We start from the raw sequence: 14,810 nt of genomic DNA, 5'->3' as shown, positions 1-14,810 counted from the left end.
TCTCCCCGAGACGCAATGGATCAATACAGAAAGGACAATGCGAATGACCGACCAGACCAGAACCGCGCTTGTGACCGGCGGCGTTCAGGGCCTTGGCGCAGCGGCGGCGAAAGCCCTTGCCGACGCCGGCGCGACCGTGGCCGCAACCCACCTTGGCGCGGGCGACCGGGCCAAGGCATTTTTCGATGAGACCGGCATCCCGGTATTCGAATGGGATGTGAGCGATTTCGACGCCTGTGCAAAGGGCGTCCGGGATGTGGAAGACGCCATCGGGCCGCTCGACATCCTGGTCAATAACGCCGGCGTCAACAAGGACGGCATGTTCCACAAGATGGACCGCGAAGATTGGGATGCGGTGATCGGAGTCGATCTGGGCTCGATGTTCAATGTCACCCGGCATGTCATCGGCGGCATGCGCGAGCGCGGCTTTGGACGCATCATCAACATTTCCTCGGTCAATGCCGCGCGCGGCCAGATGGGCCAGACCAATTATTGTGCGGCAAAGGCCGGTGTCGAGGGCTTTACCCGCGCTCTGGCCCGCGAATCGGCATCCAAGGGCATCACCGTCAACGCGATCGCGCCCGGATATGCCGACACGTCGATGGTCGAGGCGGTGCCCGACGAGATGATCGAGAAAATCCTCAAGATGGTGCCGATGTCGCGCCTCGCCGAGCCGGATGAGATCGGACGTTGGGTGCGTTTTCTGGCCGCAGAAGATGCGGGCTTTGTCACCGGGGCCACATTGCCTGTGAATGGCGGCATGCGCATGGGCTGACCACACACTGACGCCACCCTTTTCAAGACAGATGAGAGGTTCCGATGCCCGACACACGGACGCAGACCCGACCGAAGACCGAGGAAAACAGCAAGAGCGCAGACAGCGCTGAAACGGACTCGAAGGCTACACCAGAGAAGCAGGAAACACCGGATGAACAGGAAACCCCCGAAGAGAAAGCCGAAGCCTGCGGTGATCTCGCGCCGGAGCCGCCTGAAATTGTCCACCATTCCCCTCTCGAGATGCCGGATCGCTACAGCACCAAGAGCATTGACCGTGCGGCCAATGCACATCTGGCGCGCTTTACTCTGGGTGTGACACCCTACGGGATGGCGTCCACGTTCTTTACCTGGGGAGCGCACCTGATGGGCGCCCCGGGCAAACAGGCGCAACTGGCCGAGAAGGCCGCGCGCAAGGCAATGCGCTTTGGCGTTTACACGAATCAGCTCACCCGCGACCCGAACACACCGGGCTGCATCGAACCGCTGCCGCATGACCACCGGTTCGATCACGAGAGCTGGCAGCAGTGGCCTTACAACCTGATCCACCAGAGCTTTCTGCTGACCCAGCAATGGTGGTACAACGCCGCCTGCGACATCGACGGGGTGACCGAGCGTGACGAACATGTCGTGTCCTTCGTGACCCGCCAGATGCTCGATATGGCATCGCCCTCGAACTTCATCGCCACCAATCCCGAGGTTGCGAGCGCAACTCTCAACGAGGGCGGCGGCAACCTGATGCGCGGGATGCAGAACTTTCTGGAAGATTGGGAACGCGCCATCTCGGGCAAACCGGCCGTTGGCGCGGAAGAGTTCGTGCCCGGCCGGGATGTGGCAACGACACCGGGCAAAGTGGTGTTTCGCACGCATTTGCTGGAACTGATCCAATACGCGCCGCAGACAGACAGTGTGCACGCCGAGCCGATCCTGATCATTCCCGCCTGGATCATGAAATACTACATCCTAGATCTCAGCCCTCACAACTCTCTGGTCGGGCACCTGGTCGAACAAGGTTACACGGTGTTCATGGTATCCTGGCGCAACCCCACGGCAGAAGATCGCGACATGGGGATGGCCGACTATATCGATGCGGTCGAAGAGGCTTTCGACGCGGTCGGAGCGATCGTGCCCGATCAAAAGGTGCATGGCATGGGCTATTGCCTGGGCGGCACGCTGATGTCAGCCAAGGCCGCCCAGATGGCGCGCGACGGACAGGACAAGCTGGCCTCGCTCACCCTTTTGGCCACGCAGGTCGATTTCACCGAACCCGGCGAGTTGCAGCTTTTCATCAGCGAAAGCGAGGTCACGTTTCTGGAAAACATGATGTGGGATCAAGGGTACCTGGACACCAAGCAGATGGCGGGTGCGTTCCAATTGCTGCGCTCCGCCGACCTGATCTGGTCGCGCTACACCCATGATTACCTGATGGGAGAACGCCAGGACATGTTCGACCTCATGGCATGGAACGATGACGCGACGCGCCTGCCCTACCGCATGCACAGCGAATACCTGCGCAAGCTCTATCTGGGGAACGAATTGGCGCAGGGGCAATACCATATCGACGAGCAGCCAGTGACACTCGACGCGATCGACGTGCCGCTCTTCTGCGTCTCGACCACCTCGGATCACATCGCGCCTTGGCAATCCGTCTACAAGCTGCACCTGCTGACCGAGCCATCGCTCACCTTCGTGCTGACCAGCGGCGGCCACAATGCCGGGATCGTCAGCGAACCGGGGCACAAGGGGCGGTCGTTCCACATTCACACTACAGAAGAGGACGACCCCTATATCCCGCCCGAGACATGGGAAACCGTGGCCAAGCCGCGCGAGGGCTCGTGGTGGCCCGCGCTTGTTGATTGGTTGAACGAACGATCAAGTGGCAAGACGGCGCCGCCGAAGATGGGCACCGGCAAGGGAAAATACCAGCCGCTGGAAGATGCGCCCGGCACATATGTGTTCCAGAAATGAGTCCGTCCGACACCATCGCCAACCGTCCTTTCGACAGCCTGAAGCCGGGTGACGGGGCAAAGATCGAACGCCGCATCTCGATTGGCGACATGCGCGGGTTCACGACCCATGCCGCCGACATAGCCGAGCACGGCATCGACCGTGCGCTGGCCTCAGACCCGGATTTTCGCGCAGCCCTTGCGCAGGGCGGGGTTGCCGTGACCTTGCTGGTCACGTTGATCATCGCCCGGTTTCCGGGTCCGGGCACGCGGCTTGATGCTCTGTCGCTCGATTTTCCCGGCGTGCTCAAGCAGGGCGATCTGGCGGTTGCAGAGGTCACGGTTGCCTCGCTCGATGCCGCATCGCACAAGGTGCAGCTTGACTGCCACTGCCACCGCGACGACGGGGCGGTCATCCTGAAGGGCCGGATCGGCGTGATCGCGCCCGACAAACAGGTGTCGCGCCCGTTCGATCGTCCAGTGGCGCTGGAGCAGGGTCAGCCGCCCGACAGGTTCGAGCATATCGAGGATATGGCCAGAGAGATGGGCAAAATCCGCATGGCCGTGGTCAATCCGGTCGATCAGCCCTCCATCGAAGGTGCAATAAACAGCGCACATGCGGGCCTGATCGAGCCGGTTCTTTTCGGATCGGAGGAAAAGATACGCGCCGCCGCCGAAGTGGCGCGGGTGGACCTTTCCGGCGTCGAGGTCCGTGATGCGCCCGATGCCGAACACGCGGCGCGCGCGGCGGCGCAACTTGCCGCCGAAGGCGGATGCGAGGCCCTGATGAAGGGCAGCCTTCATACCGATACCTTGCTCAGGTCGGTGATCGATATCAGGGACCTGCGCACCGACCGCCGCATGAGCCATGTCTTTGTCGAGGACGTGCCGGGCTATCCGCGCTTGCTGCTCGTGTCGGATGCCGCTGTCAACATTCGCCCCGATCTGAATACGTTGCGCGATATCGTGCAGAGCGCGATCGACCTTGCCCATGCCATTGGCATCGCGCGGCCCAAGGTCGCCCTGCTTTCTGCGGTCGAGACGGTGACCGAGGATATCCCCTCAACGGTTGCAGCAGAGAAAATCCGCGACATGGCGGACCGCGGCGAGATTACCGGGGCGGACGTGGACGGGCCGTTTGCCATGGACAACGCGGTCTTCGAGGGCGCGGCGCAGATCAAGGGCATCACGTCTCCGGTCGCCGGGCAGGCCGATGTCCTTATCGCGCCGGATCTGGAAGCGGGCAACATCCTGGCCAAGAGCCTCGACTATCTGGCCGGGGCAGAGGCTGCGGGAATTGCCCTTGGTGCGCGTGTCCCGATCGCGCTGACCAGTCGGGCCGACAGCGCGCGTGAACGTCGCGCCTCGGCAGCGCTTGCCGTTCTGGTCGCAGCGCAGAACAGACGAAGAGAGTGAAAAGGATATGGAACCGGATGTGATTGTCACGCTGAACGCGGGATCATCCAGCCTGCGCTGTGCCATTTTCGAGCGCGGCGGCGATGGTCTGGACGTGCGGTTGCGGCTTGGTCTTCGGGGGTTGCCGGACGCGATGATCTGGCAGCGTGAGGATACCAGCACCGGGGAGACCGAAGAGGAACAGCTTGACCCGCCAGATTCCCCGGACACGGCGCAAGAGACCGCATTGGCCAAAATGACCGAGCGCCTGCTGGCCGAGATCGACCCCGCGCGAATCGCTGCGTTCTCGCACCGGGTGGTGCATGGCGGGCAGGAATTTACCGCGCCGGTGCATGTGGACGCCGAGGTGATAAAGCATCTTGCCACGCTTTCACCGATGGCACCCAGCCACCAGCCGCATAACCTTGCCGCCATTCGCAACCTTGCCGAACGCTTTCCGGATATCCCGCAGATCGCCTGTTTCGACACCGCGTTTCATAAGGATTTGCCCCGGGATGACCAGGTTTTCGCCCTGCCGAAGGAATTGGCCGAGGAGGGAATCCGGCGCTACGGCTTTCATGGCCTATCTTATGATTACGTGGCCTCGGCCCTTCAGGACATTGCGCCCAAGATTGCGCAAGACCGCGTTGTGATCGCGCATCTGGGGCACGGCGCGAGCATGTGCGCCCTGAATGGCGGCAAATCGGTGGCCACGACGATGGGCATGACGGCACTGGACGGTCTGCCGATGGGGCAGCGCTGCGGCGCGCTTGACCCCGGTGTCGTGCTCTACCTGATCGAGGAACGAGGCATGGCACCGACGGAGGTCCGCGAGATGCTCTATAAGCGCTCCGGTCTTGTTGGGCTGTCAGATGTCAGCAGCGACATGGTTGCTTTGCTGGACAGCGACGCACCCGATGCCAAGGCGGCGGTGGCGTTCTTCATCTACCGGTGCCGGCGCGAGATCGGTTCGCTTGTGGCCGCGCTTGGCGGGCTGGACGCGCTGGTTTTCACCGGCGGGATCGGCGAACATGCCCCCGCTATACGGCAAGGAATCTGTGCGGAGCTTGGCTGGCTAGGAGTCCAGATTGACGATGAGGCCAATGACCAGGGCGCGTCCCGGATTTCGCCCGAGGCCGGAAAGGTCAAAGTCTACATGCTTCCCACGGATGAGGAACAGGTGCTCGCCCGCGGTGCTCACGCGCTTCTGCTGAACGATGATGGCTCGATTGGTTGACCCCGGTCAGGGATTGCCAACGATCCCCCAATAGTCTCGCAAGGTTGTTATCATGTCATGCGGAAGGTCATAATAGCGACCGATTTCGGTATCGCTCAGCCCGTAATCGACCATGGCGGCAAGCACGTCCGCAGGCATCGGGCCGAGCATCTCAAGGATACGATCAGCGTCGTCCATCACCAACGCAGGCAGCCGGTTCTTGAATAGTGAACGATCTTTCATGACCTCCTCCAAGTCATGCCTCGAGTCTGGACAACAATCATGACCGGCGCATTGACCCGGATTAATGATATCTGTACCCCGCTGGTCCACTCTTGGCGCCGTAGGCGCGACATGAGCGTGTCAAATCAAACGGGCGGAAAGGAATTCAATCATGCTGGTCAGGAATGTCATGTCCTCACCGGTAATCACGGCAACAGCCGAAACCACGATTCGCGGCGCGGCAGAGAAGATGCGCGCAAATGGCGTGGGCGCATTGCCCGTGCTTCAGGACTACAGGCCAATTGGCATCGTCACCGACCGCGATATCGTGATACACGCGCTGGCGGCCCGGGGCTTCGCCCTTGGACCCGATACCAGGATCGAAGACATCATCACGCCCAATGTAATCACCTGTTTCGGCGATCAGGATGCCTCCGAAGCTGCGACTCTGATGGGTGAGATCAGGATCCGGCGACTATTGGTGATCGACAGGTCAGGGGCGGCTGTCGGCATGTTGTCGATCGGCGACATTGCCGAACATGTGTCCGAGGAACTCGCCGGGCAGGCCCTGGGCGAAATCAGCGAAGCCCGTGCCGGCGACATACCCAACTGACCCGGGATGTCACGCGGCATCGGTTGTTATCTCGTCGCGCAGCGCAGCAATATCGACCTGTGCGAGCTCTGCCAGCGCATGCTGATCCTTGATCAGGATGTCCATGTGATCGCCGGTCCTGATCACGCCGGCCCGGTTCAGACGTCTCAAGGTTCTGCAAACATGGACCGATGACAGCCCCGTGAAATCGCCAAGTTGCTGCTGGCCGAACGGCACATGAAATTCACTGTCGAACCCGGTGCCTTGTCTGGACACGCGAATGCACAACTCGATCAGGACGTAAGCGATGCGGGTTTCTGCGCTCGCCCGCCCAAGGCGCAGCATGCGTTCCGATTGCCGGGCCTGCGCCGCGATCTCGCGCTGCCGTTCAGACTTTCGCAGTTCTGGATCCTGCCGGAGCAATTGCGCCCATGACGTCTTGTCGATGGAGACGATCACCGCATCGCACAGCGCCTCGATTTGCAGGAAGCTGGTCTTTCCGTCGGTGGCGGTGGGATCATAGGTCTCGCCGGGCAGAATGAATTCGATAATCTGTTGTTCCCCATCCTCCAGAGATTTGGAGGCGGCCAGCCACCCCCCTGCCACATACATACGCGAATGCGATTCTTCGCCCTCGCTCTTGAGTATCGTTCCCTTGGCCACAGCGTGTTGATCGCGCTGCAGGATGTCGTCGAACATTGAATACGTCTTCAGCACCGGAAAGCCTCCTTGATCGAACTTTGCAAATCGATGTTCAACCGTTTCACGGGCTGAACGCTGCGTAACCTCAACACCGAAAAACGCCAAAAGATCCGAATCTGTATGCCTCCAACTATCTTTTTTACCATTTGACCCGAAATTTTGATAGCCAAGGGCTCGCCCTCGATGAATTGACGTGGGTTAATGCCGACAGCGGACAGCCGGTGTTCAATTTACGAGCAATTCACACGACCGTGATCGTATCGATAAGGGAGTTACTCCGTGGCAAAGGATCAACCTAAGACAGACATTGGCGATCTGTCACGCCAGACACAGGCGCTGTTCGACCTGAACGGGGTGGCAGCGCCCCAGCTCGAGCAGGTCATGAAGGTGCAGGAAGGCATGCTTGAACAGGCAGAAACCTTTACCCGGCACTGGGTCGAGCGCCGTCAGAAAGCGGTCGAAACCGCCGTCGAAACCCTGAACGAGATGAATTCCTCAGGCAAGCCAGACCCGATGGCAGCCATGCAGGCAATTGCTGAATGGCAACGCGGGTCGTTGGAGCGTCTGACCGAGGACTACAGGGAATGGATGACATTGTGCATGCAGGCCACGCAGCTGGCTGCAACCCCGCAAGACGAGACCGAACAAGACGACGCGGCGTCAGATGACACCGCTGAGGACAAGGCCGCGACCAAGTCCAAGGGCCGGGCGGCGGCGTCGCGCTCCAAATCGGAACACGCGACACCGGTGTGATTGGCCGCAGCCCTGACACACCTCAGGTCCCGGCGCTGGCTCATGCCGTGAAACACCATTGGGCCCGCGGCGGGACATCCAGCGCAGCGGCGGCGCCGGTACGGAAACGAGGTCAGAAGCCGGGGACAAGCTATCCATGCCCAAGATGTTCGACGTCTTCGCGGTCTCCGACAAGGGACACGAGGATGCAGGGCAAAATCCGGTGGCACCGGCATCGCAGGCAGTGCGCAACGCCGCCACGTCCATTGTCTCAGTGAAATGAAGCCCGCCGTCGAGAATGGCCGAATCATCTGCGACCGGGCGAACTCCAAGATCACTTTCCTTCTCGACGGTCAGGAAACCGGGTAACCCAAGGTCCGGGTCCTGGCGTCACGTCTGCGCGTCTGACCCGCCCCGGCGTACACCGGGGCGGCGTTCGTTCGGGTCAGAGTTGCGCGCGCGACATGATGCTAAGAACAGCCTGCCCAACCACCAGCGGCACAAGGCTGCCGCCCAGAACCAGCATCCATCCCGCCATATCCAGCGGCACCACACCCAGAACCGTGGTAAGCCCTGGCAGCCAAGCGGCGGCTGCCACCAGGACCGCCGACAGGGCAATCGCGTACCAGACCCATCGGTTCTGCACGACGGAGTTGTGGATCAGGCCGGTGCCCGCGTCGCGCATGTTGAATACGTGCCAGAGCCGTGCCAGCGCGAATGTCAGAAATCCGATCGTCACCGCCGCGTCCTCGCCCAGGTCCTGCCAAAGGGCGACAGAGAACACCAACAGGACCGAGCCTGCGATCAGCGCCCCCCAAAGGGCCGTGGCGATCCAGTGCTGCCGTGTCAGAACCGGTTCCTTCGCATCCCGCGGGGGACGGTCCATGATGTCGGAGGGGCTCTCGCCGACACCGAGGGCCAGCGCCGGGAAGACATCGAGCACGAGATTGATGAACAGGATCTGAAGCGGCAAGAGCGGGAGCGGAACGCCGATCACGGCGCACAGGCCAACCGCCAGGACCTCGCCCAGATTGCCCGACAGCAGATAGACGATAAAGCGGCGAATGTTCTCGAAGATCGTCCGGCCCTGTTCGATTGCCACGATGATCGTGGGAAAGGCATCATCCTTGAGCACGATATCGGCCGCCTCGCGGGCGACATCGGTGCCGCGCTGCCCCATGGCAATGCCAACATCAGCCTTCTTGAGCGCCGGCGCGTCGTTCACGCCATCCCCCGTCATCGCCACGACAGCCCCCGAGTCCTGCCAGTGCCGGATCAAGTCCAGCTTTTGCTCCGGCGAAACGCGGGCAAAGACCTGATACTCGGTCAGACGGTCTTGCGCGTCATTGTCCTGATCCCCGTCCGCCTGCGGCAGGTCATTGCCCACCATTGCCCGTGGGTCATCCGACAGCCCCACATCCTGCGCGATCGCAGACGCGGTGACAGGCTGATCTCCGGTGACCATGATGACCTCGATCCCGGCCCTGTGACATTGGTCTATAGCCTCTGCCACGTCGCTGCGCGGGGGGTCGGCCAAACCGACAAGTCCCAACAGGGTCAGGTCGTCATAGGGATCGGTGTCAGGGCTGTCCACCTGCCGTTCGGCGAAGGCAAGCACCCGATACCCCTGCCCTGCCAGCGCCTCGACGCGGTCTGCCCAGTCGTCCCGGCCCCGGTCCGACAGTGTCTCGGAGTCGCCGTTGCGAGTGGCAACATGTGTCGCAACCTCCAGAACGGCCTCGGGAGCGCCCTTGACGGCGACGTGGTAACCGCTTTCTGCCTTGTGAAAGGTCGCCATCATCTTGGTGTCGGCGTCAAAGCTCTCCTCACGCTCCTCGGGGCGCTCTTCGAGAAGCTGGTCACGCCGGATATCCACCGCGGCGGCCGCGTGCAGCAGGGCGATTTCCATCGGGTCGCCGGTGCCTTTCGGCTGATCCTCTGAGTTGCTGTCGTCAGGCTCTGCACCGGCCTCATCGCCGTCGGTGTCCTTGTCCAACTCGGCGTTGGTGCACAGGGCCGCCACTTCGAGCAGCCGACAGGCCAGTGTCGACGGGTCATCTGGCCGCTCGTCTTTTTCCCAAGGAATATCCTCGTCGTCACCCGGCAATACCAGCCGCGCCACCCGCATCCTGTTCTGCGTCAACGTTCCGGTCTTGTCGGCAAAGATCACGCTGGTCGATCCGAGTGTCTCGACCGCCGCCAGCCGTTCCACCAGCGCATTGCGTTGCGCCATCCGCCACATGCCGCGCGCCAGGGCCACCGTGGCCACGATCGGCAGACCCTCGGGAACGGCGGCCACGGCAAGCGCCACCGCCGTTTCCAGCATCGGCACGATATCGCGGCCCCCCAGCACGCCCAGGACGGCCACGACTGCTGCCACAAGCAGCGTCAGCACCACCAGGTTGCGCCCCAGCCGGTCCAACCGCTTTTCGAGCGGGCTGACCTCCTGCTCGGCCTCGGTGGTCATTTGGGCAATGCTGCCCAATTCGGTATCCATTCCGATCTCGACCACAACGCCTGTGCCGCTGCCATCCGTGACCGCCGTCCCCTTGAAAGCCATCGAAGCACGTTCCGCGAGCGGTGCGTCCTCCTCCACCGCGTCGGATGTTTTGGTCACCGGAACAGATTCGCCCGTCAGCGCCGCCTCGTCACAGGTCAGCCCGTTGGATTCGATCAGCCGCAGATCCGCCGTCACCACGTCGCCCGCGTCAAGCAACACGATGTCACCGGGAACAAGGGTCTCGGCATCGACTGTCGTGCTCTGCCCGCCGCGCCGGACCCGTGTTTGCACCGTCCCCAGACTGCGCAACGCCTCCATCGAGCGAACGGCCTTCCATTCGGTAAAAAACCCGATGATGGCATTGAGCAGGATCGCCGCAAGGATCGCGAGCATCTGCACGATCTCGTTCATCGCAAACGATACGATCGCGGCGCCGGCAAGAATAGCAATCACCAGGCTCTTGAACTGGTCCGCCAGTATCTTCCACGGACTTGCAGTTTTGGCCTCTGTCAAGCGGTTGCGGCCATGTTCCTTTCGTCGCTGCTGCACCTCGTCTTCATCAAGGCCGCTGTCTGGTTGGACAGAGAAATCCTCTAGCACTTTCTCGACTTTGCGGGACTGAATTGGCGTCATGCTATATGTCCTGTTCGTGTCGGAGGCCTGCTGTTGCGTGCCACATCGGCATTGCGGTTTGGAGGGTGCGCTTTCGTGCCATCGGCTTCAACACACCGGATCTTTTCCTCGTGCCGCACCCCTTGTCTTGCCGAAACGGCTGAGCGCAAAATCCACAAAGACCGCGCCAAGGCAGGCTATCGCGCGCAAGTCCTTTCCAGACCTGGGAAACTCCGGCTTCCGCCTGTGGAACAGCTTGGGCGAAATTAGTGAATGCGTCATGTGCAAAAGGTGCATCAGGCGGCGCAGCAAGCCTGGCGTATTCGGGCAGGTGACCTGCCGGTTAAACTGGCAACCGGTCGAAGGCCCCGGTTGCCAACCAGCAGGCACGCCAGTCGTCCATGTCAACTTTCCTTTCGACCATCGGGAAACTGTGTCCCCTTCACGGCCCCCGGTTTTCCCGTGACAAAGTCATTTTGCATGTATTGGACAACGTCCTCGGTCGAGAGGACCTTGGCGACCGTGCTGTTGGCGATCGTAAGCGCTGCCTCCTGGTTGGCCGTCGCCGTCGCTACGGCATCGCCCACCACAACCACGTCATACCCACGGGAATTGCCGGCATAAGCCGTGCTCAGAACGCATTCATCCGTCCACAGACCGACGATGACGATCGTATCGATATCATGCGCCTTGAGCATCTGGTCGAGATAAGACGCGCCGTCCGCGTCGAACGTCCAGAACATGTCGAGATGCCTTCCATGATAGAACCAGCCATCTGCGATCTCGTCTCCCGTTGGAGCGATCTCGGCCAGCGGCTCCAGTCCGGGACCCCCGGTAAAGACGTAGGCCGCGTTTTCCGGCTTTTCGGGGCGCAGGCCTCTGGGGCCGTACCAGCGATCCATGGCATTCGATATTCCATCATCGAAGCGGCGGCTCCAGGCGCTCCAGGCAATGCAGACCCCGTCACTCCGGGTCCGTGCCGCCCGGAACGCATCGACCAGGCTGACCATGTTGGGCAGGATGCCTCCGGCATAGGCGCGGTATTCTTCCTGGCAATCATCAAGAAGCAGGGCGATCCGGCGCGGACGGTCCGGCAGATCCCAGGACGCCCAGAACGCGATCGGGGTTTCGTTGGGTCCATCCGGCGTGCTGCTGTAATTCGGCATCGGTTCCATCGCGAGTGTCATGTCGCGAAACTTGCAAGGCTGGCGCAGCGCCTCTTTCAGGGTGCGGAGTCCGGTGTCGTCTTCAGCCATTGTCATTCTCCTGTCGGGTAGCCAGACCGCGTCACGACCATCGCGTGGGCGGGTGTGTATCACTGACGTCGGGACGGCTGGTTCCTGCCCCCGGTCACTGTCGCCAGGATCGCGGTCACGCTGTCCGAGACAGTCGCACCCGTTGGAACGGTCTGCCAGTCGATCGATTTCGGTGCACGGGCGAGTTGGTCGGCCAGGACATTGGCGTCGGCATCCGACGCGCCGGGATCACGTGTCTTCAAACGCCCACGCAGGGCCTCGGGATCGGCCTGCAACCAGACCCCGTCAAACGGCACGCCGACTACTGCGGCCACGGCCTCGATCCGGGCGCGGTCATCGGCGCGGTCGTGTACCGCGTCGGCAATCACGGTGACCCCATCTTCAAGAAGCCGCTCCGACCGGGCGGCAATCGCCGAATAGACCCGCGCGGAGACCTCGGCGCTGTAGGCCTCGGGCGGCAGCGAATGATCCGGCGCTGTGTCGAACATTGCCTTTCGCGTGCGGTCGCTGCCGATCACCCGCGCCCCCGGCGCACGGCCCAGATCCGGCGCCAGCGCCGCGGCAAGCGTCGATTTTCCCGATCCACTCAGCCCCCCCAAGGCCAACAAATGCGCGGGTTCTGGGACAAGCAGATGTTCGGCCAGATCGAAATAGGCGCGCGCCTCTTTCGACAGCTTGTCACGCTCCAGTTCCGCTGTTTCGCATTGTGTCGCAGTGACATGCGCCCGCACTGCGGCGCGCAGGGCCATGAAAAACGGCATCAGCACATACCCGTCTTCCTGACCGAATGCATCGCAATAGCGGTTCACAACCTGCGACGCCTCGCGCCGCAAGTCGCGATGCCAAAGGTCCATGGCCAGAAACGCCAGATCGTAAAGCACATCCACGGTCGCAAGCGCCTCGTTGAACTCGAGACAATCGAACAGCCGCACATGCCCTTCGTAGAGACAGATATTGCGAAGGTGCAAATCCCCATGGCCGCGCCTGACCTGGCCGGCGCGTGCGCGCGCATCCAGCCGCGCGGCATGTGTTTCGAGGGCGCTTTCGAAGGCCGCAACGAGCCGGGCGATGTCTGCTTCGGAAAAGACGCTGCTTTGCCGAAAGGCCTCCGCGTTGACGCGCAGGACCGATGCGATATTTTCGACCCCGTCGGCGTCGTCGTCGACCGGGGCCTTCGCATGCAGCGCCGTGATCTCATGCGCCAGTGCATCCAGATGCGAGGATCTCAGCGCGCCGCGTTGCGCCATCGAATCAAACAGCGTGTCCTGATCGAATCGGCGCATCTCGACCACCGCATCGAGCAGTTCACCTGACCCATCGAATTCCGGCCCATTCGTGCCGGCAGTGATCCGGCGCACCCCGAGATAAAGCTCCGGCGCGGTGCGGCGATTGAGGTGCAGCTCTGTCTCGCAGGCGGCAAGCCGCCGCGCCGGGCTGGAGAAATCGAGATAGGGAAGACGCACGGAACGCTTTAGCTTGAACACCCGATTGCCCGCCAGAAACAGGTGCGAGATGTGGGTGTCGATCCGCTCGACGGTGTCTGTCGTCCCGTAGGTATCGGGATCAGACATGAACGCATGTGCCGTTTCCTGTTCGTCTTCACGCATTGTTGTTCCCGCGATGTTTCCTGCCACGACGATGTCGCAAAGTTTATCCTATTGCTGACAGCATTCCTTAACGCTGGTTAATCGAACGAGACATTGACCGGCATTCTGGACGCACAGCCGCGACGAGGGATGACCCGAACCGAATGACCCTGAACACGGGCACCATGCGGCCAGGCTGCTTCGGAAGCTGGGCACGGTCTGTGAATCGAGCAGCCTCGTGACCCAGCCGCCAGGCTTGGAGGCGCGGATCCGGGTCGTCATGTCCAGGACCCTTTCAGGGTTATTCGGGTTGACAGATTTCCTGTGCCATCGCGGCACGGATGGTCCGGACGATCAGGCCCGCTATGGTCAGGATAAGAACTCCCAGCAGCGCCAGGCCGAGCCCGTGGTAAAAACCGGACCCGGTCAGCGTGGCATGGTGAAAACTGGCAGTGGTGAGGGCCGCGAGCGGAAAAGACAGCGCCCAGAATGACAAGGCGAAGGGAAGCCTGACCAGCGCCGGCACCTGGAGCGCCACGAGAGCGGCGAAGAAGTAACCGATGTTCAACAGGACGCGCGCGGCGGCATCGACCTCGCCACCGTTCAGCACCATCCAGGACAGGTAGGCGACTGAGGGCGGGGCAACGAGGATCACCAGCGTGGGACGCAGCTTGCCGGGCAAGGGGTCGTGAAAGATCAGCCGGTTGAAGATCAGCGTCAGCAGGACGATCCAGAACAGCAGACCCACGGCGAAGAAATACCAGCTGAGTTCCACGTAACCAAGCGGGACACCCGCCAGCGGCACGATCACGTTGCCCACCGCCGGGATGAACCAGGCAGGCGACAGCTGTCCCGGCCCGAAGGCGCGGTGCGAGATCCATGCGTTGATCACCGCCAGTGTCAGGATCGCCTGCGCTCCGGCGCCGATGATCCATAGCGGGCCGGCAATGCCGGGGCTGCCCTCTCTCAGGAACGTCGCCAGCAGCAGAAGCGAAATCGAGACTGCCGGAAAGAAAGCCAGGCGCACCGGGTGCGCCCATTCCGCGGCGACGGAGGCCGGGTGCCGGACCGCCTTGAGCGCGAAGATCCCCCCCAGGGCTGCCAGCACGAACAGCCCGGCATATCCCGCCACGGTCCCCGGCAGATAAAACCCACCCGACCGAAGCGCCAGCGCCAGGCCAAACAGTCCCATGGTTATCCCGAAAACGCTGATCGGAAAGTGTTCAAGCCGTGTCGGCAAAGACGCCTCTTCGGTCTGTGCGCTCATCTCGTGCCTC

12 protein-coding genes are annotated in these 14,810 nt (G+C 62.0%); 6 read left to right on the top strand and 6 right to left on the bottom strand.

Annotation, left to right across the window (positions count from 1 at the left end; genetic code table 11):
• The first annotated feature begins 43 nt into the window (after positions 1-43).
• Genes phbB through LCF59_RS04505 form a run of 4 tightly spaced genes read left to right on the top strand, consistent with a single transcriptional unit; the run spans position 44 to position 5,352 of the window.
• Positions 44-775 carry an acetoacetyl-CoA reductase gene (gene phbB / locus LCF59_RS04520; RefSeq protein WP_292286030.1) on the top strand — a complete coding sequence of 244 codons (732 nt, stop codon included), beginning with the start codon at positions 44-46 and terminating at the stop codon, positions 773-775.
• 44 nt (positions 776-819) lie between these two features.
• Positions 820-2,742, top strand: a complete 1,923-nt coding sequence (locus tag LCF59_RS04515) for an alpha/beta fold hydrolase (RefSeq protein ID WP_292286028.1) — start codon at positions 820-822, stop codon at positions 2,740-2,742.
• On the top strand, positions 2,739-4,136 hold the full coding sequence (locus LCF59_RS04510) for a bifunctional enoyl-CoA hydratase/phosphate acetyltransferase (protein ID WP_292286025.1): 1,398 nt from the start codon (positions 2,739-2,741) through the stop codon (positions 4,134-4,136). Before LCF59_RS04515 ends, LCF59_RS04510 begins: the two co-directional genes overlap by 4 nt.
• 7 nt (positions 4,137-4,143) lie before the next feature.
• A complete protein-coding gene (locus LCF59_RS04505) occupies positions 4,144-5,352 on the top strand; it encodes an acetate/propionate family kinase (protein ID WP_292286023.1) in 1,209 nt (402 codons plus the stop codon).
• 6 nt (positions 5,353-5,358) lie between these two features.
• On the opposite strand, the gene LCF59_RS04500 is transcribed toward LCF59_RS04505, so the two are convergent.
• Positions 5,359-5,574 (bottom strand): hypothetical protein, encoded by a 216-nt coding sequence (locus LCF59_RS04500; RefSeq protein ID WP_292286022.1) that lies wholly within the window; start codon positions 5,572-5,574, stop codon positions 5,359-5,361.
• A gap of 151 nt (positions 5,575-5,725) precedes the next feature.
• Here LCF59_RS04500 and LCF59_RS04495 point away from each other — a divergent pair, with 151 nt between their 5' ends.
• Complete coding sequence (locus LCF59_RS04495) at positions 5,726-6,166, top strand: CBS domain-containing protein (RefSeq protein ID WP_292286020.1); 441 nt, start codon at positions 5,726-5,728, stop codon at positions 6,164-6,166.
• A gap of 9 nt (positions 6,167-6,175) precedes the next feature.
• Here the strand turns inward: LCF59_RS04495 and LCF59_RS04490 are convergent, their stop codons facing one another.
• Positions 6,176-6,862, bottom strand: coding sequence for a Crp/Fnr family transcriptional regulator (locus tag LCF59_RS04490; RefSeq protein ID WP_292286018.1), 687 nt, complete (start codon positions 6,860-6,862; stop codon positions 6,176-6,178).
• Positions 6,863-7,126: 264 nt separating this feature from the next.
• Between LCF59_RS04490 and LCF59_RS04485 the strand changes: the two genes are divergently transcribed.
• Positions 7,127-7,600, top strand: a complete 474-nt coding sequence (locus LCF59_RS04485) for a phasin family protein (protein WP_292286016.1) — start codon at positions 7,127-7,129, stop codon at positions 7,598-7,600.
• 424 nt (positions 7,601-8,024) lie between these two features.
• Here the strand turns inward: LCF59_RS04485 and LCF59_RS04480 are convergent, their stop codons facing one another.
• The 4 genes from LCF59_RS04480 to LCF59_RS04465 form a co-directional block, all read right to left on the bottom strand.
• Positions 8,025-10,712, bottom strand: coding sequence for a cation-transporting P-type ATPase (locus tag LCF59_RS04480; RefSeq protein WP_292286013.1), 2,688 nt, complete (start codon positions 10,710-10,712; stop codon positions 8,025-8,027).
• A gap of 383 nt (positions 10,713-11,095) precedes the next feature.
• Positions 11,096-11,947 carry an isochorismatase family protein gene (locus tag LCF59_RS04475; RefSeq protein WP_292286011.1) on the bottom strand — a complete coding sequence of 284 codons (852 nt, stop codon included), beginning with the start codon at positions 11,945-11,947 and terminating at the stop codon, positions 11,096-11,098.
• Positions 11,948-12,006: 59 nt separating this feature from the next.
• Entirely contained in the window at positions 12,007-13,554 is a 1,548-nt protein-coding gene (locus tag LCF59_RS04470; protein ID WP_292286009.1) for a bifunctional aminoglycoside phosphotransferase/ATP-binding protein, read from the bottom strand.
• Positions 13,555-13,834: 280 nt separating this feature from the next.
• On the bottom strand, positions 13,835-14,800 hold the full coding sequence (locus LCF59_RS04465; RefSeq protein ID WP_292286007.1) for an SLAC1 anion channel family protein: 966 nt from the start codon (positions 14,798-14,800) through the stop codon (positions 13,835-13,837).
• Positions 14,801-14,810: the final 10 nt, after the last annotated feature.

The organism is Marivita sp., assembly GCF_020055675.1.
Classification (GTDB): Bacteria; Pseudomonadota; Alphaproteobacteria; order Rhodobacterales; family Rhodobacteraceae; genus Marivita.
Note: the sequence above shows the minus strand (reverse complement) of the source record. Positions and strands in the feature narration are given on the sequence as shown.

What these genes read in the sequence shown, in the direction of transcription:
- phbB (WP_292286030.1), top strand. Translation starts at nt 44, where the DNA reads ATGACCGACCAGACCAGAACCGCGCTTGTGACCGGCGGCGTTCAGGGC.
- LCF59_RS04515 (WP_292286028.1), top strand. Translation starts at nt 820, where the DNA reads ATGCCCGACACACGGACGCAGACCCGACCGAAGACCGAGGAAAACAGC.
- LCF59_RS04510 (WP_292286025.1), top strand. Translation starts at nt 2,739, where the DNA reads ATGAGTCCGTCCGACACCATCGCCAACCGTCCTTTCGACAGCCTGAAG.
- LCF59_RS04505 (WP_292286023.1), top strand. Translation starts at nt 4,144, where the DNA reads ATGGAACCGGATGTGATTGTCACGCTGAACGCGGGATCATCCAGCCTG.
- LCF59_RS04500 (WP_292286022.1), bottom strand. Translation starts at nt 5,574, where the DNA reads ATGAAAGATCGTTCACTATTCAAGAACCGGCTGCCTGCGTTGGTGATG.
- LCF59_RS04495 (WP_292286020.1), top strand. Translation starts at nt 5,726, where the DNA reads ATGCTGGTCAGGAATGTCATGTCCTCACCGGTAATCACGGCAACAGCC.
- LCF59_RS04480 (WP_292286013.1), bottom strand. Translation starts at nt 10,712, where the DNA reads ATGACGCCAATTCAGTCCCGCAAAGTCGAGAAAGTGCTAGAGGATTTC.
- LCF59_RS04475 (WP_292286011.1), bottom strand. Translation starts at nt 11,947, where the DNA reads ATGGCTGAAGACGACACCGGACTCCGCACCCTGAAAGAGGCGCTGCGC.
- LCF59_RS04470 (WP_292286009.1), bottom strand. Translation starts at nt 13,554, where the DNA reads ATGCGTGAAGACGAACAGGAAACGGCACATGCGTTCATGTCTGATCCC.
- LCF59_RS04465 (WP_292286007.1), bottom strand. Translation starts at nt 14,800, where the DNA reads ATGAGCGCACAGACCGAAGAGGCGTCTTTGCCGACACGGCTTGAACAC.